19 protein-coding genes and 1 tRNA gene are annotated in these 21,169 nt (G+C 40.5%); 8 read left to right on the top strand and 12 right to left on the bottom strand.

The features are described 5' to 3' along the window. Positions 1-1,363: 1,363 nt before the first annotated feature. A complete protein-coding gene (locus GJU39_RS21595) occupies positions 1,364-2,008 on the top strand; it encodes a Crp/Fnr family transcriptional regulator (protein WP_245228054.1) in 645 nt (214 codons plus the stop codon). Next, entirely contained in the window at positions 2,008-2,583 is a 576-nt protein-coding gene (mobA, locus tag GJU39_RS21590) for a molybdenum cofactor guanylyltransferase (protein WP_154283080.1), read from the top strand. The genes GJU39_RS21595 and mobA overlap by 1 nt, the downstream gene beginning before the upstream one ends. Here the strand turns inward: mobA and GJU39_RS21585 are convergent. From GJU39_RS21585 to nirD, 5 genes are all read right to left on the bottom strand, one after another. After that, on the bottom strand, positions 2,568-4,058 hold the full coding sequence (locus GJU39_RS21585) for a rubredoxin (RefSeq protein ID WP_154283079.1): 1,491 nt from the start codon (positions 4,056-4,058) through the stop codon (positions 2,568-2,570). The two genes, mobA and GJU39_RS21585, sit on opposite strands and share 16 nt — an antisense overlap. Before the next feature lies 1 nt (position 4,059). Continuing rightward, positions 4,060-4,569, bottom strand: a complete 510-nt coding sequence (locus tag GJU39_RS21580; protein WP_154283078.1) for a nitrate reductase associated protein — start codon at positions 4,567-4,569, stop codon at positions 4,060-4,062. 11 nt (positions 4,570-4,580) lie between these two features. Continuing rightward, on the bottom strand, positions 4,581-8,135 hold the full coding sequence (locus GJU39_RS21575) for a nitrate reductase (RefSeq protein WP_154283077.1): 3,555 nt from the start codon (positions 8,133-8,135) through the stop codon (positions 4,581-4,583). Between the two features lie 24 nt (positions 8,136-8,159). Further along, on the bottom strand, positions 8,160-9,458 hold the full coding sequence (locus GJU39_RS21570) for an MFS transporter (RefSeq protein WP_245228053.1): 1,299 nt from the start codon (positions 9,456-9,458) through the stop codon (positions 8,160-8,162). Positions 9,459-9,673: 215 nt separating this feature from the next. Continuing rightward, on the bottom strand, positions 9,674-10,021 hold the full coding sequence (gene nirD / locus GJU39_RS21565) for a nitrite reductase small subunit NirD (RefSeq protein ID WP_154283075.1): 348 nt from the start codon (positions 10,019-10,021) through the stop codon (positions 9,674-9,676). A gap of 673 nt (positions 10,022-10,694) precedes the next feature. On the opposite strand from nirD, the gene GJU39_RS21560 reads away from it, so the two are divergent. Then, positions 10,695-10,922, top strand: coding sequence for a hypothetical protein (locus GJU39_RS21560; RefSeq protein WP_154283074.1), 228 nt, complete (start codon positions 10,695-10,697; stop codon positions 10,920-10,922). A 311-nt stretch (positions 10,923-11,233) separates the two neighbouring features. After that, the gene (locus GJU39_RS21555) at positions 11,234-11,668 is read left to right on the top strand and encodes a DUF983 domain-containing protein (protein WP_154283073.1); all 435 of its coding nucleotides are present in this window, start codon (positions 11,234-11,236) and stop codon (positions 11,666-11,668) included. Between the two features lie 98 nt (positions 11,669-11,766). On the opposite strand, the gene infC is transcribed toward GJU39_RS21555, so the two are convergent. The 5 genes from infC to GJU39_RS21530 form a co-directional block, all read right to left on the bottom strand. After that, positions 11,767-12,336: a translation initiation factor IF-3 gene (infC, locus tag GJU39_RS21550; protein ID WP_154283072.1), complete on the bottom strand. Its 570-nt coding sequence runs from the start codon at positions 12,334-12,336 to the stop codon at positions 11,767-11,769. A 281-nt stretch (positions 12,337-12,617) separates the two neighbouring features. Continuing rightward, a complete protein-coding gene (locus GJU39_RS21545) occupies positions 12,618-13,604 on the bottom strand; it encodes an MlaD family protein (RefSeq protein WP_154283071.1) in 987 nt (328 codons plus the stop codon). 2 nt (positions 13,605-13,606) lie between these two features. Further along, on the bottom strand, positions 13,607-14,380 hold the full coding sequence (locus GJU39_RS21540) for an ABC transporter ATP-binding protein (RefSeq protein ID WP_154283070.1): 774 nt from the start codon (positions 14,378-14,380) through the stop codon (positions 13,607-13,609). 8 nt (positions 14,381-14,388) lie between these two features. Next, positions 14,389-15,189, bottom strand: a complete 801-nt coding sequence (locus tag GJU39_RS21535) for an MlaE family ABC transporter permease (RefSeq protein ID WP_154283069.1) — start codon at positions 15,187-15,189, stop codon at positions 14,389-14,391. Continuing rightward, positions 15,180-15,542 carry a hypothetical protein gene (locus tag GJU39_RS21530; RefSeq protein WP_154283068.1) on the bottom strand — a complete coding sequence of 121 codons (363 nt, stop codon included), beginning with the start codon at positions 15,540-15,542 and terminating at the stop codon, positions 15,180-15,182. The genes GJU39_RS21535 and GJU39_RS21530 overlap by 10 nt, the downstream gene beginning before the upstream one ends. A 372-nt stretch (positions 15,543-15,914) precedes the next feature. On the opposite strand from GJU39_RS21530, the gene GJU39_RS21525 reads away from it, so the two are divergent. Next, the gene (locus tag GJU39_RS21525; protein ID WP_132534758.1) at positions 15,915-16,094 is read left to right on the top strand and encodes a histone H1; all 180 of its coding nucleotides are present in this window, start codon (positions 15,915-15,917) and stop codon (positions 16,092-16,094) included. Between the two features lie 120 nt (positions 16,095-16,214). Here GJU39_RS21525 and GJU39_RS21520 read toward each other — a convergent pair. Then, positions 16,215-16,287: transfer RNA gene (locus tag GJU39_RS21520), tRNA-Cys, on the bottom strand. Positions 16,288-16,493: 206 nt separating this feature from the next. After that, positions 16,494-17,282, bottom strand: coding sequence for an SDR family NAD(P)-dependent oxidoreductase (locus tag GJU39_RS21515; RefSeq protein ID WP_154283067.1), 789 nt, complete (start codon positions 17,280-17,282; stop codon positions 16,494-16,496). Between the two features lie 281 nt (positions 17,283-17,563). On the opposite strand from GJU39_RS21515, the gene katG reads away from it, so the two are divergent. The 3 genes from katG to GJU39_RS21500 all read left to right on the top strand — a co-directional run bounded on the left by katG (position 17,564) and on the right by GJU39_RS21500 (position 21,126). Then, complete coding sequence (gene katG / locus GJU39_RS21510) at positions 17,564-19,840, top strand: catalase/peroxidase HPI (RefSeq protein WP_154283066.1); 2,277 nt, start codon at positions 17,564-17,566, stop codon at positions 19,838-19,840. A gap of 97 nt (positions 19,841-19,937) precedes the next feature. Continuing rightward, positions 19,938-20,438, top strand: a complete 501-nt coding sequence (locus tag GJU39_RS21505) for a GNAT family N-acetyltransferase (protein ID WP_154283065.1) — start codon at positions 19,938-19,940, stop codon at positions 20,436-20,438. Between the two features lie 430 nt (positions 20,439-20,868). Beyond that, positions 20,869-21,126 carry a hypothetical protein gene (locus tag GJU39_RS21500; protein ID WP_154283064.1) on the top strand — a complete coding sequence of 86 codons (258 nt, stop codon included), beginning with the start codon at positions 20,869-20,871 and terminating at the stop codon, positions 21,124-21,126. The last annotated feature ends 43 nt before the right edge of the window (positions 21,127-21,169 follow it).

The raw sequence follows: 21,169 nt of genomic DNA, 5'->3' as shown, positions 1-21,169 counted from the left end.
ATCTCCTAGGCCGGAGAGCTGGGTGGCGATAGCGAGGTTCAATTTTGGATTTATACGGTTCTTGATGTTAGTACAGGTTATATTGCAATGGTATGAACGGTGGGTTAAAACGCTCGTCCTCCTGAACTTGTTTCAGGATCTAAATTTTTTCCCTTTAGGGGCAAGATGCCGTTAGTTGGATAGGGACTGCTGTATAAGACTATGAGGGAAACTCCCCTGCTGCGCTGGCTTGCCTCGGCTGGCCGCCGAAGGGCTCTAAACTTTTCCTTGATGAAAAGTTTAACAAAAATCAAGGCTTGGATCTGATGTCGGATAAACTCGTTAAAGCTTTATTTCGGCAGCACAAGTTCCCGATGAAGGATCGGGACGGACGCGCTGCCTTGGGGAGTGGTGGGTTGAAAGTTTGTGGTGAAAGCTTTAACGTTTTCTCCTTCCATCATCTCCTAGGCCGGAGAGCAGGGTGGCGATAGCGAGGTTCAATTTTGGATTTATACGGTTCTTAACGTTAGTACAGGCCATATTGCAATGGTATGAAGGGTGGTTTAAAACCGTCGTCCTCCTGAACTTGTTTCAGGGTCTAAATTTTTTCCTTTTTCGGGGCAAGATGCCGTTAGTTGGATAGGGACTGCTGTATAAGACTATGAGGGGAACTCCCCTCCTGATTTAGGAGGGGCGGGGGTGGTTAGCTTCTAATTATTAATTTTTTTTCTCCCAGTCATTCAGTACACAAAGGAGAATCCCCGCTGCGCTGGCTTGCCTCGGCTGGCCCGCCGAAGGGCTGTCTTCTTTTTCTTGACAAAAAGAAGCAAAACCGAGCTTTTCAGCGAGCTCATGAATGCAATTAAAAACATAAATAACAGATGAATAACTCAAGGCTTGGATCTGATGTCGGATAAACTCGTTAAAGCTTTATTTCGGCAGCACAAGTTCCCGATGAAGGATCGGGACGGACGCGCTGCCTTGGGGAGTGGTGGGTTGAAAGTTTGTGGTGAAAGCTTGAACGTTTTCTCCTTCCATCATCTCCTAGGCCGGAGAGCTGGGTGGCGATAGCGAGGTTCAATTTTGGATTTATACGGTTCTTGATGTTAGTACAGGCTATATTGCAATGGTATGAACGGTGGGTTAAAACGCTCGTCCTCCTGAACTTGTTTCAGGATCTATCTTTTAACATCATTTCCCAGGCCGGGCTACAGTGAATCAAGTTCAGGAAGACGTTACAAACCTTCCTATCCCCACATATAAAAAAGCTTTCTTGTTTAGGTTATAATTTTTTTACAATTGAAATCTATCCCGATTCACTACTTTTACCTGATACTTAAAAATTATGAAGAAGGATAGCAGTTGCGATCTTAAAACTTGTTTCATGTGCCAGCTCTCTTTACCAGAATGGCATCCTGCAATTGCAAATAATAGAAAAAACTTTATTGCCAAAAAAGGCGAATCTATCTTTAATGAGGGCGATCCTGTTAAAGGTGTTTATTTCGTTACCTCTGGAAATGTGAAAATCCATAAAAAATGGGGCGACAAAGAATTAATCCTCCGCTTTGCTAACGGCGGTGCAATCTTCGGTCACCGGGGCATTACCACAAAAATTGATGCTTACCCAATTTCCGCTACTGCTTTAGAAACCACTCATTTCTGCGTCGTAGATCTCGATTTTTTTAAAACCACTTTGAAAGTAAATCATGAGTTTGCACATAACATGCTGATGTTTTATGCAGATGAACTTCATTCTTCAGAACGAAAAATGAGGAACCTGGCGCTCATGTCGGTGAAAGGACGTTTAGCCGTAGCGCTGCTCGAGCTAAAAGAACAATTTGGCCTGGATCAGGATGGGTTTTTATCGCTGGAATTAAGCAGACAGGATTTGGCCGCATTTACCGGGGCAACCTACGAAACAGTTTTCAGAACGATGAATGAACTTTTAGCAGAACAACTCATCAAAGTGAACGGAAAGGCCTTAGGTATTTTAAATGAAGCCGGATTAATCGAATTGGCAACAAAATAATGATAGGCGTTGTTTTTTGCGGTGGAAAGAGCACCAGGATGGGGACTGATAAAGGTTTAATTCCTATTCTGGATGATAACTGGGCTTCACTTGCTTTCAAAAAACTGAGCAATTTAGGAATTCCGGTGAAGGTCTCTATCAATTCGGATCAAAAGCTAAACTATCTCAATTTTTTCGCTGAAGAGCAACTATTGCCCGATAACCTTTCGCTCCATGTAGCAGGGCCATTGCTCGGACTTCTAACCGCGCATGTTCAGTATCCAAATGAAAGCATATTCGTTTTAGCCTGCGACCTTCCGCTAATGGAAGTTGGCTTATTGAAACGGTTGCAATTGGCCGAAGAAAATGAACCGGAAACAGATGCCATTGTTTATCTTAATTCAGGCAACGTGGAGCCACTTTGTGCGGCCTATAAACCCACAGGCCTGGTAAAAGTAATGAGCGAATTGAGGTCAAACACATTAAGAAGACACAGTATGAAACATGTTTTAAGTCTCCTAAAAGTGCATCAACTGGATATTCCTAAAGGCGAAGAACAATCTTTTACCAACTTCAATACTCAGGGCATAACATAATCATTAGTAGATGTTGCTATTTTAATAAATTCGTCTTTTCCACTTTCACATACGGTACAGCAATAGTTTAAAGGTAAATCTTCAAATGGTGTATGGGGCAAAATACCAGATTCTATTTCCCCAAGCGCTTCACTATAAATGGTAAAGCACTTACTGCATTGGTAAAGGTTTTCTTGCGCAACCGGATTGGATTTTTCTTTGGCGGGGGCACTGTTTACTTTTCTATCTTGTGTAATTTCTTTCCGGAAAACATAAAACTTCATAATTACCCGCCTTAACTGCTCCGGTAGCATTGCCCTCGGATTACCACTGCTAAAAATTTCTTCTGTTCGTTCATTCGGATTAAAATCTTTTGCCCTTAAAATATCGTAAACCGGCAAAAGCTTAATTCCCGGTAACCTAATCAGGTAACGTTTGCGAATAAGGATACTACTAAAAATTTCACTTTTCTTCCTCGTTTTGATGCCGAAACAAATGCCGTAAGTTCTGATATCATCAATACTCAGGTATTTTACCAAATAGTTTTTGAGGTCGAGGCTTTCGGTGGAATTATCCTCAATCTGAAAGTTCAGTTCATTGGCAGCGTGCCGCATGTTAATGTTAAATTCTTCCAGCAGGCTGTTCCAGCGTGCCTTATCTTTCTCCGCAATCCCCTTAATAATAATGCTTTTCCAGGAGGTACAGCAAATCTGCCCGACTTTGGTTTCAGTACAAAGCAAGCAAATTTTCTTAAGGAAGGCAACTTTAAAAAGTTCATCACGGCGGTAAATTCCAAGCCAGTATTTATTGTTATAACGGTTAAGTCCTTCGTAATACGGGAGGTTGAAAGGCGTAGACGGCGCCCGGTTTGTTGCCGCTTTCGTAATGCATTCATCGGTTTGAATGAGCTTAAATAACTCAGCACCACTTGCGTTAACATTATCAATAAAAACATCACTATTCGAGGTAATCAATGCCTCAATCTGCCGGGTTACTTTCGAAATGCTATTGGTATAGCAAAGCTGATCCCATTCGTACACCACGTTGGTTTTGGGAAAACGAATGATCAGGTGCCAGTAATGTTCCGCTTCAAGGGAAGCAATCCAGTTGATGTTGCCGGTTAACATCGGCGTGAAACTCTGGTTATTATCACAAATGTTTACCTTTAAACGGGGCTTAAAATCAATCGTATCCAGTACATCCTGATACACACCTTCTGTAAGCCAGGAATTTCTGACAAAAATTTCTTCAGCAGGATAGGAGCTTACCATGTTTGGATACTGGCTATGATCAATTTCATAATCAATAGCTAAACGGTCGAGTTCATTGGTAAACGTTTCTGCATTGTAGCTAATGGTATCTAAAAACAGCTGTTGCCGCAAGCCAAACCTTACGTACTGGATTTTTGCCTTCGATGCCGCCACTAAAATATTGTAAAGATTACCAGGAGATATAATCCCGCCAGGAAAATTAATGATAACCGTTATTGCTTGCATATCAGTTGCTTAATAAGCCAAATTCTTTTACTGCCTTAGGGAAGTTTTTATTCTCATGGCCTGGTCTGCACAGTTTTAATAAGGCAAATCTTTGAATATCAGTCAGGCTTTCCCACTGATGCAGGGATAGATTTAATTCGATTTCATTGGATTTTTCCACCAACATTTCCGGAATCTGGTTTAGATTGGCCCAGGCAGGTTGCTGATCTATATCCAGTTCGGTAGCCGTGTTTCCGGTGTATTTCGCAATTAGGGTAACCAGATATTGATGATAGCTTTCTATCGTTTCGCTATGATTAGTTGGCATTAAGGCCAGTTTTACCCTTTCCTCTGGCTGAAACTTGCTCCATTCGCTCAGTTTAAGCTTAACGCCTGCTGCATCCATTTTAAAACGAACAACCATTGGAATACAACGAACATTATCTTCCATAAAATCTTCTTCGAAGTTGAAGTATTCTATTCCCTTAACGTTAATAAATTCAGAAGGGCTTGTGTTAGTGTTTCTTCTCATCTTTCTTATTCTTAATCCTGTTCAACCGCAATCTGTATAGGGGCATCTTTCAGCACGTTTACAAAAGAATCCAGAATATTTTTAACCTCTGGTCTGCAACTGCCGCAACCCATTCCGGCTCCGGTTAACTGGCAAAGCTGTAAATGATCTTTGCAGCCCTCCTTAATTTTGTTAATGATGTTTCCTTCGCCCACATTGTTGCAGCTGCATATGGTTTTGCCAATAATGGGTGCTGCAGTTTTTCCGCTTCTCAATAACTGAAGCCTTTTTTCGCTCAGTTCCATCTTTGTTTCGATCAGATTCCTGAATTCCAGGAATTCGCTTTTATCCCCAATCAGGATGGCGCCAACCAGTTTATCCTGATGTACAATACACTTTTTATAGTAGCGTTTAGCTTTATCGATGAAGATAATTTCTTCGTAGCCCTCACCGTTATTCGGTATCTCTGCTAAACCCAGTGAACACAATTCCAAACTGTGCATTTTCAAAATGTTCATGAGCAAACTCCCGGAGTAATATTTTCCAATATCGCCACCAAGAAATCTGGCAACTATTTCGGCTTGTTGTTCTGCCGCGGCGGTAATGCCATAAAGCTGATCATCAAATTCGGCGATTTCGCCAATAGCGAAGGTATCTCTTGCACTTGTGCGCAAATATTCATCTACAATTACACCTCTTTTGCATTCAATGCCTGCCTGTTTAATCAATTCAATATTTGGAACCGTTCCAATGGCAACAACCAGTGACTGGCAATCGATTAAACGACCGCTTTTTAACCGGATACCGGAAATTGCTTTGTTGCCCAAAAACCGGTCAACTTCATCATTGTAAATAATTTCGATGCCTTTGCTCACAATTTCTTCGTGCAGCAACTGGCTGCCCATCATATCCAGTTGCCTGCCCATTAAGCGCGAAATTCGCTGTACAATGGTTACTTTCGCTCCAATTTCGCTGAGCGATGTAGCCAGTTCAATGCCGAGCAAACCGCCACCTACAATTACCACTTCTTTGTTCGTATGTACTATATGTGCTTTAAAAAGATCGGCATCTGTACGGCTCCGCATGGTAAAAATCCCATTCATGGCAGGCATATCCTTTAAAACAAAAGACCTGCTGCCGGTTGCCAGCACCAGTACATCATACTGATGGGTAATGCCTTTACTATCTGTTACCGTTTTATCTTCCTTTGAAATTTTGCTGATCTCAACTCCCCGATGCAGTTTAATGTGGTAATCAATTTCTTCATTATCGCTCATTTTGATCAGGTTATGCCATGGCAAAGTGCCTGTAATATAGTCGGGGAGCAGCACCCGGTTATAAAATGGAAAATCTTCCTTGCTGAAAACCTCTATATCATCATCTGCATTCAGCGCCCTGTAGCTCTTTACAAAGCCACATGCGCCGGCACCGGCGCCAACAACAATAATTTTCTGCCTCGGTTTTTCGTATAAGCTTACCTCAACCGCGCTGTACTTAAAATCAGGCTCTTTACTAACCGGATCAACCAGGTTATTAGTGAGGTTGTTAACCCGATGGAGGTCGTAATTATTAATTAATCCCCAATGCATGGGCATGAAAACCACTCCGACTTTAATATCTGAAGAATATTTGGCCTTTACCCGCACTTCTCCACGTGCACTGGCCACTTCAATTAAATCGCCATCGTTAATATTTCTTGCTGTGGCATCTGCCGGATTTATTTCCAGGAATGTCTCACTTAAATGCTGGTTCAGTTTAGTCACTTTACCCGTTTTACTTCGGGTGTGCCACTGGTCTCTGATTCTTCCGGTCGTGAGGATCAACGGCCGTTCCGGGCTCAGCCGTTCAGATAAATTTTCATCAGAAAAGGAGTGGATGTTCGCCTTTTTATCAGCAGTATGAAATTTGAAATCGGTAAATAACCTGGCCGTTCCTGCCGGGGGTGCATTTTGAGGGTAAGGCCATTGAACGGCTCTCTTTTCTTTTAAGATTTCATAATTTAAACCGCTGATATCGATATTGGTGCCAGCGGTAAGTGCGGCATGTTCTAAATAAATCTCTGATGGATTGCTGAAATCAAATCCGGGATACCCCATTTTTTTGGCAAAGCGGCAAATAATTTCGGCATCTGGCAGCGCTTCTTCCGGCGCATCAACAACTTTGCTCAGGTGCGAAATGTATCGGCCGGCATTGGTCATGGTGCCTTCTTTCTCCGCCCATGCTGCAGCTGGCAAAACCACATCCGCATATTTTAACGTCTCCACTTTATTGCTAATGTCCTGAACTACTACAAATCTGGCCTTTTTTAAGCCTGCTTCTGCTGTTCGTACATCAGGCAAACTAATGAGTGGATTGGTGCATAAAATCCAGATCGCCTTGAGCTTTCCCGAATTTAGTTCATCAAACATTTCTGTGGCCGTTAGCCCTGGCTTAGCATCAATAGTACCCAGGGGAATCTTCCAGAAAGTTTCTACTTCATTCCGGTCTGCCTCACTGGTTAAATTCCGGTGCGCAGGCAATAAATTGCTTAAACCACCAACTTCTCTTCCGCCCATGGCATTGGGTTGGCCTGTTAATGAAAAGGGCCCGCTTCCGGGTTTTCCGATATGGCCGGTGATGAGGTTTAAGTTAATTAAAGATAGATTTTTGTTCGTGCCAACCACACTTTGGTTCAGGCCCATCGTCCACATGGTTAGGAAGCCTTTTGCATGGCCTATAAAAGATGCAGCCGTGCGAATATCGTTTTCTGTAATGCCACAAATAGCAGCGGCTTCTGCAATGGAGGTGTTTAGCACATTTTCCTGATAGATCTCAAACCCATTAGTATGCTGATGAATAAAAGAACTATCGGTTTGCCCATCGGTGATCAGGCAATTGGCAATGGCATGATGGAGGGTAATATCGGTGCCTGGATTAATTTGCAGGTGTAAATCTGCGAGCGCACAGGTTTGTGTTCTCCGCGGATCGCTTACAATAATCTTTAAATCCGGATTTTTAGCTTTCGCAGCCTCCACCCGTCGCCATAAAATAGGGTGGCACCAGGCAGGGTTTGCTCCGGCGACGAAAATACAATCGGCCAGCTCAATATCATCATAACTGATCGGTACGCTATCTTCACCAAGACTCATTTTATAACCAACAACCGCACTGCTCATACATAAGCGGCTGTTGGTATCGATGTTGTTGCTACCGATAAAGCCTTTAATTAATTTATTTACAATGTAATACTCTTCCGTTAAACATTGTCCGCTGGCATAAAACGCCACACTATCCGGCCCATGTTTATCAATCAACGCTTTAAAAACTGCTGCGGTTCGTTCCAATGCGGTATCCCAACTCACACGCTGTAATGGCATGTTTTTATTATACCGCATCTGCGGATACAATAAGCGATCGCTTTTGTCATTTACGGTATAATGCAGGTTCATGCCTTTGCTGCACAATAAACCACGGTTTACGGGATGGTTCTCATCACCCGCTACAGTGATGTTGTTTTGCGCGTCTTTATTTACCACAATTCCACAACCCACGCCACAGTAGCAACAGGTAGTTGTGTTCGATTTTGATATGTGCTTTTCTGGTTTCAAAAGGCGACTGCTATAACGGATATACTATTTTGATGGGTTAAGTACTAAATCTTCTACCTGACTCTGTTTTTGTGCCATTACCGTTCTGAAGATGAAGACCGCAATGCCGACGGCCAAAATAATATAACCCAGTAGGGTAAAGGCACTGGTATAGTCTATCAGGTCTTTATGTAAGTTAGCACTTTCGCCAGCTACATTTTTTGTTAGGTGACTTGCCTTTGCTTTGAACATAAATGCAATGAGCATAGCGCCAATGTTACCGCCGGCACCAACAATCCCGGCAACACTTCCCACCGCTTTTGGATTGATGAAAGGAACCAGGCTATACGTTGCACCATTTGCCATTTTTAAACTAAGGCCGAAAATAAACATCATGAATATTGCCATACCAATATTTCCTGATTTTGCAAACCAGATTAATCCGATTCCTTCCACTAGTAATAAGGAAGCCAATAGCAATGTTTTGCCGTCAAATCCCCATGTTTTTCCAATTCTATCGGCCAATACGCCACCCAGGGGACGTGCAAAGATGTTAATCCATCCAAAAATTCCGGCGACCATTCCGGCAACAGCAATCGTTGCCCCGAAAGAATCGGTAAAGAAAATAGGGGCGAAGTTATCTACGGTAATCTCTACCCCAAAACAAGCGGCATAGGCGATGGTCAAAATCCACGTACGATAATCTTTTGCGGCAAGCAAAAAGGTGTTTTCTTTAGATTTTTCTGCCAGATCAAGGTTTTTGAAATCTCCGGCTGGGCTATCCTGTGTATATCGATGGTAAAGAAATGCACAAACAAGTAACATAATGCCGGGGAAAAGCATGGCATAACGCCAGCTATCTGCCGAAGTGCAAAGCCCGACAGCGGTAAGGCCAGATGCAATGAGCGGCATAAAGAAGTTCGCAGCACCTCCGCCAGCGTTTCCAAAACCACCAGCAGTAGCGTTTGCCGTTCCTTTAATATTCGGTGCAAACATAATCGAAGTATGAAATTGCGTAATTACAAATGAAGCCCCAATTACTCCAATTGCTAACCTAAAGATTAAAAAAGACAGGTAAGACTGGCTGGTACCGATGAGGATAACAGGTATTGCGCACAATACAAGCAGCCAGGTGTAGATGATTTTTGGGCCATATTTGTCGATTAACCTTCCGATTAAAAGACGCGCAAGAATAGTGGCAGATACAGATGCAATCTGAATATTGCCAACCTGATCTTTAGTTAACTCCAATTGCTCTCTCGCCATTTTCATGAGCGGAGCCATTCCGAACCAGGCGAAAAAACAGAAGAAAAAGGTTAACCAGGTAATGTGAAAGGTTTTCATTTGAACGCCTTTCAGGGAGAATATGTTGAGTTTACTGAGGGGTTGATTAGTTAAATCCGACATTGTTAAGGTGTTTGTTTGGTTTGCATTAATACAATATGCCTATGCCAGGCCCATGTTTCCTTCTGCACGTGATGTGGCTTCTTAAATCTTTTCCAGATAAATTATGCTGATTAGCGATCAAACACTTATCTTTCAATTGATAGAAAAAGCTGTTATTTTGGTTCGGTTCCGATGTAAACCGTTCCGTTTTCTATTTTTACAGGATAAGTTTTAATCGCGCACTCGTCGCCGCTTAAACACGCTCCTGTTACCAGCGAAAAGTTTTTCTTATGAAACGGGCAGGCTACCTTAGGTTCATCGGTAGCTGTGCCAATCATTCCGCGGCTTAAAGCCATTTGCTTACGGTGCGGGCATTCGTTTTGAGTAGCATACCACTCATTTCTTCTGGTGAAATAAAATAATGCGATTTGATCTTCACCATTTTTTACACAGACACCGCCATTTTCTACAGCATCCTCTACTCTGCAAGCGGCCAACCAATTGTTCGATGTTTCTATCATCTTTTTGGGTTTAGGGTTAATATTGGATAATTATATATTTGGCTAGTGTAAAATATGTTTTCAGGTTAATTTCAAACTTCACCTCAAGGCATTCGGGTGTTTCATGCTCCTTGGGATACTTTTAATGTTGTTGTTGACCATGTAAAATCTCATAATGTGATTTTCGATATTCAAATATATAATTTAAACTTATTAATTTTGTGTTTTATATGATTTTTATCATAATAATATTGAATATTTAAGATATTTATATCGTTTAACTAATTATTTATCTGTTTATGTAAATTTATGTCTCGTAAAAACAGGTTTTTTGAAATATTAATAAGTTTTATCGAAGTTATTTATGCTTATATTTTGGTTTTATAGGTATTATTTTGTTATTCCTTCTGTTTTTGTGTTTGACTTTAATTAATTCTAAGTTTTCTAATCTAAATACTTCGTTTTCCGTTTATTTTTTAGGTTTGCCATGCCGTATCAAGCTTTTGTGTTTTGCCCCTGCTAATTGATCTATTACTAAAAAGGTTTGGATGCTGATAGATTAGGATGAGTTCTTTTTAGGCGTTTTATCACATCGCCTCAGCAAAATTTGAGTATTGCAGAAATGTTGCACAATTAATGAGAAACCTTGAAACAATTACGACATAAATAGGCTTATAAATGGAAAATATATAGCATGAGCACACAGGAACCAATTGCAAAAGACTTACAAAAATTTATAGATCGTTTTGAGCCGGCTAAATTTAAGGTCATGAGATCAGGGATTGAAATCAGGGGGGTGAGTAATATTCACCATGCCATTCAAACTGCAAAAGATATTATAGAAAAGTTAAAGCTTAACCTGAATATCTCCCATAATGCAGAGATGGTGAGTTACGGCGGATTCGAAGTAAACCTTCGTTAGTATAAGATTTTTCAAAAATGAGCAGACTTAAAGCAGCTGCTCATTTTTTATTTAGAATTTTACCTGCGCACCTGATCCGGTTTTCACCGGCCATTCATGGCGCCAAATAGTTCGGGTTTATCATAATTTTATAATCAGCCTCCGTCGTAAACTTTCTTAATTTCTATTTATCTCTTACCAGGATGTCAAAGTATAACGATGGTACATTGGCGAAAACCTAATCAGCGTTTATTTGTTCTGATTTATAATGCGTCAAAAAAAAGGGTTTTGAAAACTATCTACATTAACCTTTTACCTAACAACTTATCAATATGAATGATCTAACATCCCAGAAATCTAAATATACCGTTCCACATGTTTCACAATGGTCGGCATTTATCCATGCCAAATGCCCGAGGTGCAGGCTTGGATCTACCTTTACAGGTGCGATGTATGGATTTAAGGTTCAGAAAATGAAAGAGGTATGTGATGTTTGCGCGCTGAAGTTTGAAAGGGAGCCCGGCTACTTTTATGTCTCCATGTTTGTAAGTTACGCGATGAATGTAGCGGAAATTATTTCACTGGGCGTAGCCGCCTATGTGTTAGGTCTTGATATTATTTACGAAAATCTATGGTATTTTGTGGCCATTATCTTTAGCGGCGTGCTGCTCTTCTCCCCGTTGAATTACAGATATTCCAGGATGGTATTGCTTTACTGGCTTTCGCCCGGCTTACATTACGATCCGTCGAGAATCAAAAATAATTAATAATCTTTGAGCGGGAGTAATTCCATTTAAATCAGATCTGAAGCCTAAGTGTATAGTCGTCAGATCTGATCATATAATATGTAATTGTTAATGAAGGATTACTTTTTACCGGCTTTTGGTGCCAGGGTCAGGAACATTCTCTTTCCTTCGAGTTTCGGGAGTAATTCTACCTTGCCTACATCTTCCAATCCCTGAGCAAACTTCAATAATAAAATCTCTCCCTGGTCTTTGTAAACAATCGATCTTCCTTTAAAATGCACAAAGGCACGAACCTTTTCGCCACTTTCTAAAAATGAAATTGCATGTTTTAGTTTGAATTGAAAATCATGGTCATCTGTATTCGGACCAAACCTAATGTCTTTAATAATGGTCTGCTTCGCTTTAGACTTGATCTCCTTTTGTTTTTTCTTTTGTTCGTAGAGAAACTTACTATAGTCGACAATGCGACAAACCGGGGGAACGGCATTAGGGGAGATTTCGACCAAATCCAGACCTTGTTCGTCTGCTAATCTTAATGCTTCAGCGATCGGGTAGATTGCCGTTTCTACATTGTCTCCGGTCAGTCTTACCTCTGTTGCGGTAATTAACTGATTAATTTTGTGTTCTGCTTCTTTCTTTCTGAAGGGTAAGCGTGGCCCTCTGTTGAATCCTGCTTTTTTTAATGCCAAATTACTATAATTTTAGTGAAAAATATTTAACGCGAGATGCGCTGATTTGATTTGCTGTTTCGATAATATACAACTTTCTGCCCGATTATACAAATCCAGGGTCGCATCATGACTTTCCATGGAAACAGGACGCGAATTAAAATAGGAAGAAAGGAGTAAAATGATATGAGGTCAATCCGAGCTTGCCGAAAATTCTTAAGGGCTTCTTAAGGAATTTCGGCAAGCTCAACGTTGACTATTTAGAATCTGATCAGCCAAATAAATAGCGATAGAATATGTTATTATTGTGGTAGTTGCTGCTGGCGTTTAAGCGAATCTTTAGCCCTTTTCTTAAAGAAGCCACGAAGTAAGAAATTGCTTTGCAAAGCTTCCAGGTCTTCATCCAGCTTTTTGCTGCCTCTCTCCAGGTTGATCATCATTGATTTTACTCGTTGTGCAGTTTCCGCATCGTTTAATAATAGTCCGGCCGCGTTATCAGAAGTTTTCAACTTTCCAGAAGCAGTTTCCAGGTTGGCTGCCATTACAGATGCAGATTGTGTCAGTTTTTGTAGGCTTTGGGTAGATCTTTCCAGCTTTGCAAAAACAGCTGTATCCGTTAGCATCTTATCCATCAGGCCATTTTTGGTATTCAAGGTTTTGCCGAAAGTACTAAGTTCTGAAGCCATTTTTGATGTGGCTAAAGAGGTTTTATTTAGGTTAGCAACCATTGCCTTAAAATTTTGTGCCAATTGCTCATCAGAAAGGAGTGCACCTGCTGCCCCTTTTCCATCTACCAGGTTACGGGAAAGAATCTTAAAATCCGAAGTTACATCCACCAGGTTTTTATTGTTTACCTGCAGCGTTTTCATAATATCATCTGTCGATAATGAGGTATTCACCTTTAGCATATCTCCATCTTCAACAAACGGGAATTTTGGGTTTCCACCGGTAAGCACAACAATTTTATTACCAATTAAACCATCTGCACCAATACTCGCTCCGGCATCTTTATGAATGTATTTATGCACATCTTCTTCAATGCTCAAGGCTACTTTTACCTGGGAGGTTCCAAAAAAGTCAATTTTTTTAATCGTTCCGATTTTAACGCCGGAAAACCAGACGTTATTTCCTTTTTTAAGTCCTTGAATATCATTAAAAACCACATTAAGGGTAAAGCTTTTTACAAAGGTTTTTTTCTGACTTCCTAAGGTGAAGATGGCCAGTACAAATATCAGTATGCCAAGGGCAATGAAAATACCCACTGTTATTTTCTTTTTATTGTCGTTCATGGTTATTGTATAAAATTATAATCAAAAAATGGTTGGGCCAGTTTATCTCCCGAATTAAATATCTCCTCGAAACTGCCTTGTCGTTCAAAACGGCGTTCCATCAGCATGGCTACCCGGTTGCCAACCTCTTTCGCACAGGTTAAATCGTGGGTAATCACAATGGCGCTCGTATGGTATCGCTCCTGAACATCATTTATCAGTTTATTTATCTCTTTAGATGTAATGGGGTCAAGGCCGGCAGTAGGCTCATCATAAAGCATAATTTCCGGTTTTAAAATTAGTGTTCTGGCAATGCCTATTCGTTTGCGCTGTCCACCAGATAATTCAGAAGGCATTTGATTAATCGTTTGAGATAAGCCAACAGCATCAAGCATTTCTTCAATCAGTGAGTTAACTTCCGCTTTCTTTAAATCTTTCCGGTTCCTAACCAATGGAAACTCTAAATTATCCCGAACCGTCATACTATCATATAAAGCACTGTTCTGAAATGAAAAGCCAACCCTTAAACGTAAATCGAGCAATTCCTGGTAAGAAAGTGTGTCAACTTTTTGACCGAGCACATTTACCAGTCCGGCGTCAGGCAACAGCAAACCCACAATAATTTTAATGAGTACAGATTTACCTGTTCCGCTTTTTCCGAGCACCACCAGGTTTTCACCTTTATATAAATCAAGGGTAGCATCTTCCAAAACCTTGTAGGTTCCAAAAGCTTTATCCAGCGATTTAATCTCAATAACTTTTTCCGAATTGAAATCGGTCATATTTTTTGATACCATACTTCAGTTTAAGTGTTAAAAAGGCTGAAAATTTGTACACAAACTACTTCTTCAACAAAAATAAGGAACATGGCAGTTACTACGGCCGAATTTGCGGCTTTTCCTACGCCCTCTGTTCCTTTAGAAGAGTGATATCCCTGGTAACAACCCACAATAGCAATGGTAAACCCGAAGATAATCGCTTTAGTTGTACTGGCGATGATATCTAAGTAGGTTATATTTTCTAAAGCACTTTGAAAAAAAGTAGTGGCACTGGTACCTTCGTTTACTGATACATTTAATAACGCACCAAGCATCCCCACCATCGCCGTGTAAAAAGTAAGAATAGGCATCGTAATCGTAGCCGCCAAAACACGCGTTACTACCAGGAATTTAAATGGATTGGTTGCACTCACTTCCATGGCATCAATTTGCTCACTCACTTTCATCGAGCCCAATTCAGCGCCAATGCTCGATCCTACCTTTCCGGCGGCAATAAGTCCGGTAAGCAAAGGCGCAAGCGTTCTGAGTAAGGCAATACCAACCAGCGAAGGTAGCCATGAGGTTGCGCCAAATTCTGATAGTGACGGCCTTGATTGCTTGGTGAATACCAATCCGGTTATAAATCCGGTAGTAGAAATAAGTAGCGCAGAGCGATAACCGATTTCATAACACTGGCGCATCAGTTCCTTAAACTCGTAAGGCGGAAGAAAAGCTTCACGGAAAAATCTTCCGATAAATTTAAATACATTATATAAGGTGATAAACAAATTTCCGAATTTACTTACGGGCTTTGGTGTATCAGCCGGGGTCTCTTTCTCTATTCCCATTTTTGAGTTTTTGCTTTTTTTGTGGAGTCTTGCGGAATCTCTTTTTCCCTGATCAATCGATGTTCGAAAACCGCGAGCGTGTCGGCAGGAGAGAGGCTGCCATACAACACGCTATAAGTAGCCATTAAACTACTATTTCTTTTCTGAAAATCTGCTTCATTAATTTTTCCCTGGTTCAGTTGCTGTTTTAGCGCAACCGACTGATCTATAATGGCTTTTGCAGAATCAACAATGCCTGAACCGGAAAGTGTAGTTTGTTTATCTACTTTTTTCCCTCCTGAGCCTTGTTCTGGATTGGTATTGTGACAAGCAATCCCCAGAAAGACAATAGGCAGCATAAATTTTATTCTCATGGTAACAATACAGATTAAATTGCCAATTGTTTGTAGCGAAGTAGATTATTTATATCCATCTTTTTAATTGCCCAAATTAACGGAAAATGTTACGTTGAAAAGTATATAAACTTCGTGATTCAGCATAAACCAACATATTCTTCCTTCAAAGATAATCTATAAATGCCATACTTAAAGTTTTAACCTCTTATCACTCCATTTCAGACCAAAGATTTCCTTCAAAATGGCAAACAAGTTTTTATTCTTTTATTAAATGATAAAGTCTTTAGCAGATTTTTTTTGTTATATGGTTGGATTTATTAGTTTTGTGAGCCCTACAAGGGGTTTACATTAATTTATAGATGAATTTATTCATCTTAATTATTTATAACTATGGAAAAATTCAAACAGGTACAAGAAGTTATCGCTTCAGTTGAAGCTGATATTGCTAAATTCTATGATGGTGGAAATGCAGCAGCTGGAACGCGTGTTCGTAAAGCTATGCAAGACCTTAAAGTATTGGCTCAAGAAATTAGAGCTGAAGTTACAGAGAAAAAGAATGGTGCAAAATAAGCACTTGTAGCGAGTATTAAATGCCCTTAGGATACTTTCTGAGGGCATTTTTTGTTTAGCCTAAGATTGTCTTTGTATCGTGAAACTCAATACGGTAACAAGTTAACCTTAGTTCGTGGAGACGTCATGGGCGGATTCGAACCGCCGTAAAAGGTTTTGCAGACCTGTACCTAAACCACTCGGCCACATGACTATTTAATTCCTTTACTCATCGTTCAGAAATTATTTACAATACAAATATATAATTTATTATATAAAATCTATAGATTTAGTAGTTTTTTTGATAAAAACATTTTATTGTGCGCTACCGGGGTATGGATGTACCATAAGGGGATTAAAAGAAATGTTTTTGCAAAGCTATCACTAGCGCGGTCAGCAGAAGATAAATAACTTCAGGTGTTATACCTTATATATACCAGCGGCCATTTTTTCTATAAACGATTTTGGCAAAAATCTATTGGCATAAACGCTTACGATATTCGTAAACCCCGGAACGATTTCTGATTTCTTTCCAAGCATGCCTTTAACGGCGATAGCAGCAACCTCCGCTGGTTGCATATTAAACTTTTCGGCCATTTTACTAAAAGCATCTAAACCCGCCCGATGTGCAAAACCAGTATCCACCGGACCAGGGCTCATACACGTAACAGATATGGGTGTGTTTTTCAATTCAAACCTTAAAGCACGCGTAAATGAAAGCACAAAAGATTTAGTTGCAGAATAAATGGCAAGTGTAGGAACCGCCTGATAAGCCGCCGTACTTGATATATTAAGGATGTAAGATTGCTTTTCTTTAGATAGTGCAGGAATTAAAAGGTGACATAGCGAAACAAGGGTATCCATATTCAGGCGGCACATGTCCATTTGGGCTTGAAGATCTAATTCCTTAAACTGTCCCCAGATTCCATAACCCGCATTATTAACAAGCGCATTGATCCGGTATTTTTTTTCGTCAATCCAATTGGCTACTTTTTTAGGTGAATCAGATTCGGCTAAATCAATGGCCAGGAAATTGCTGGCTACACCGTATTTTGCCGTAATCTCGAGGGTTAAAGATTCAAGCTCATCAGCAGACCTGGCAATAAGCAAAAGATTAAAGCCTTTTTTAGCAAGTTCAAAAGCAATCGATTTTCCTATTCCCTTGCTTGCCCCGGTAACTACGGCATAACTTTTATTCTGATCGCTCATCTACAATTACATTTATATATCACCGCAAATATGCTATATTAAAGATTAATTTCTAAAATTATGGATGATAATAAATCGGTAATGAAGATTAATATTTTAAATTAGGAATAATTTTTATTTGATAAGAGCGCCAATTATCTATTTGCTGCCAGCTGAAGGCTAAATAGATTTTGACTATAGAAACATAGAATTATTCGATTGTGATTTGTGATGGCGAAGGTTTAACTTTAGACATGTTTTAGCTTAGTGTCAGGTTATTTCAAAAACAAAACATAATAACAATGGAAAAAGATTCAAATGATATCAGCAAATGTCCCTTCCATAACGGAAGCATGAAACAGAATGTTGCAGGTGGCGGAACCAGAAATCACAATTGGTGGCCAAATCAGTTAAAACTTAACATTTTACGCCAAAATTCTTCTCTGTCTAATCCGATGGATGAGGATTTCAATTATGCTGATGCTTTTAATAGCCTGAACTTAGCAGAACTAAAAAACGATTTAAAGGAATTAATGACTGATTCACAAGACTGGTGGCCAGCAGATTTCGGTCATTATGGTGGTTTATTTATTCGTATGGCATGGCATAGTGCAGGTACTTATCGGGTTGGCGATGGTCGCGGTGGAGCAGGCGCAGGTCTGCAACGCTTTGCACCACTTAATAGCTGGCCAGATAATGTAAGTCTGGATAAAGCCAGGAGATTACTTTGGCCAATCAAACAAAAATATGGCAACAAGATATCCTGGGCAGATTTAATCATTCTAACCGGTAATGTGGCCCTTGAATCGATGGAATTTAAAACTTTCGGTTTCGCCGGTGGTCGCGATGATGCCTGGGAAGCAGATGAATCTGTTTATTGGGGATCTGAAACAACGTGGCTGGGTGGTGATGTCCGTTATGCCCACGGTTCAGATGGTGTAGGTAAAGAACATGGCGTTTTAGTGAGTGATGATAATGCCGATGGAGATATTCATACCCGTAATCTGGAAAAACCACTGGCAGCTGTGCAAATGGGATTAATTTATGTAAACCCGGAAGGACCAGATGGAAATCCAGACCCGGTATTAGCTGCAAAAGATATTCGGGATACATTTGGAAGAATGGCAATGAATGATGAAGAAACCGTAGCGCTGATTGCCGGTGGCCATAGTTTCGGAAAAACCCATGGCGCTGCTTCTGCAGATCATGTGGGCAAAGAGCCTGAAGCAGCCGGTATTGAAAGCCAGGGAATGGGCTGGGATAACAGTTATGCTTCCGGTAAAGGTGCAGATACCATTACCAGTGGTTTAGAGGTCACCTGGACTACAACGCCAACAAAATGGAGCAATAATTTCTTTGAAAATCTTTTTGCTTATGAATGGGAATTAACTAAAAGCCCTGCCGGAGCACATCAGTGGGTTGCTAAAAACGCAGAAGCCATTATCCCTGATGCTTATGATGATAGTAAGAAACATCTTCCATCGATGCTTACTACAGATGTCGCTCTGCGATTTGATCCCGAATATGAAAAAATATCAAGACGTTTCCTGGAAAATCCAGATCAATTCGCAGATGCTTTCGCCCGTGCCTGGTACAAACTAACCCATAGAGATATGGGGCCTGTAAGCCGGTACCTTGGTCCGGATGTACCTCAGGAAGAATTGCTTTGGCAAGATCCTATCCCGGCAGTTGATCATGCCTTGGTTACAGAAGCTGATATTGATTCTTTAAAAGCTAAATTGCTGTCATCTGGCTTAAGTTCTTCTGAATTGATTTCAACAGCATGGGCATCGGCTTCTACCTTCCGTGGCTCGGATAAACGTGGAGGGGCCAATGGTGCACGGATTCGTTTATCTCCACAAAAAGATTGGCAGGTAAATAATCCAGCTCAGTTGCAAAAAGTATTGAGCGTTTTAGAACGTATTCAACATGAGTTTAACAGCGCGCAATTTGATGGTAAGAAAATTTCGCTGGCCGATTTAATCGTATTGGCCGGTACTGCCGCGGTTGAGAAAGCAGCAAAAGAAGCTGGGTATTTAAATACAGTTCCTTTCACCGCAGGGCGGATGGACGCTTCGCAAGCACAAACAGATGTAGAATCATTCAGTTATCTGGAGCCTCTGGCAGATGGTTTCCGAAATTACCGTAAATCAAAATCAGCTGTTTCAACAGAAGAATTCCTGATTGATAGAGCACATTTGCTTACGTTAACTGCTCCGGAACTAACCGTTCTGTTAGGTGGTTTACGCGTATTGGATACTAACGCCGATGGATCCAAAAATGGTGTGTTCACCTATACGCCCGGAAAATTAACAAATGAATTTTTTGTCAACCTGCTGGATATGAACACTGCATGGAAAGCAACTTCTGAAGATAAAGAAGTTTACCTGGGCAGCGACAGAACTACAGGACAACCAAAATGGATGGCTACCAGAGCAGACCTGGTTTTTGGTTCAAATGCAGAATTAAGGGCGATTGCTGAAATCTATGCCAGTGCAGATGGAAAAGATAAATTTGTAAAAGATTTTATTCACGCCTGGACGAAAGTGATGAATCTGGATCGATTCGATATCGCATAATAATTTTTAATTAATGAAAAGGATGCCAATGGCATCCTTTTTTGTTTTTACAACTAATTTTTTACATTTAGTTTTCATATCAGGTTTGTAATAATTTATGTCTGTTATCTATCAAAGCAACCGAATGGTGATCCGGGAGTTCTTGCCATCAGAGAAATCCTTATTTTGTTCCTTTTTCGAAGATGAAGAAGTTACGCAATATCTGCCACGACTGCAGGCCAATGAATATGAAGAATTATTTGATATTGCAATAACGGATTATCTGAACGGTCCGTTTGGGCGCTGGGGCATCTTCGAGGCTGAAAATAACAATTTTATAGGTAATTGCCTGCTCAGGCCCTTCGTAGAAATCTCCGGGCAAATGGAAATCGGCTATAGTTTGAACAAATCATATTGGGGTAGGGGAATTGGTACCGAAGTAGCTAAAGCACTTATCGCTTATGGATTTGTAAAAACCAAGACCAATGAGATTGTTGCGCTTACGGATTTGCGAAACCTGGGGTCGCAGGAAGTTCTGAAGAAGTCTGGCTTTAAACAATTAGGTAATATAAGTAGAAAAGGAGTAGAGCTTAATTATTTTCTTATTGAACGAACTTAGTTTAAGCTGTCGGTAGTTAACTGTGTTTTTTGCGCCTCAAATTCAGGAAAGTAAGGAGGGTAAATTAAAGTGACTGGTTTGATTTTGGTATTTCGTTTTCCGTTGATCGTTTTTCGTCGAAACTTCTACCGCCAGGTATCAGCTATCAATATTCCCGGTAAATCCTTATTACACCATAATGAAGATGCCATTTAGGCAAGTAAGGGCCTTTTGTCGTTTTGCTTCGGATCTTTATATTTAGCAGTGAAGGCTTGCTCCCTTAAATGCATACCCGCTACTAACCTTCTAACCCCTTCCTAACCCCCTAACCTTTTTTCAACCAACCCCCTAAAACATCCTTCTTTCCGAAAAGTTTTACCTTTTTTAAATTTTTCCCCGATGATTTCCAGCCGCTTACGGTTTTGGCTTCATTTAATCCTGTTATTGATTTGTGGTGGTGCTAATTTTTGCTACCTTTGCATCCCGCTTCGGAGGAAACGGATGGGCTGAAAAGCAGGTTAATGAAGGTGTGAGGGGAATAAAGGGAGCAGGAATTATTTTAAATAAAACCTGCAGATGTGAGAAAAATCATTATCTTTGCCACCCGCTCCGGAAGGAATGGATTGCTGACTGGAAGGTTAGTGAGATTGAAAGGCAAAACAGGGATACGGGTTTAAAAATAAAATTTATTTTATTTGGAATTTGGTAAAAGATTCCTACCTTTGCACTCCCAACGGAAACGAAGGGGAAAT

It is taken from the genome of Pedobacter petrophilus (assembly GCF_009674725.1).
Classification (GTDB): Bacteria; Bacteroidota; Bacteroidia; order Sphingobacteriales; family Sphingobacteriaceae; genus Pedobacter; species Pedobacter petrophilus.
Note: the sequence above shows the minus strand (reverse complement) of the source record. Positions and strands in the feature narration are given on the sequence as shown.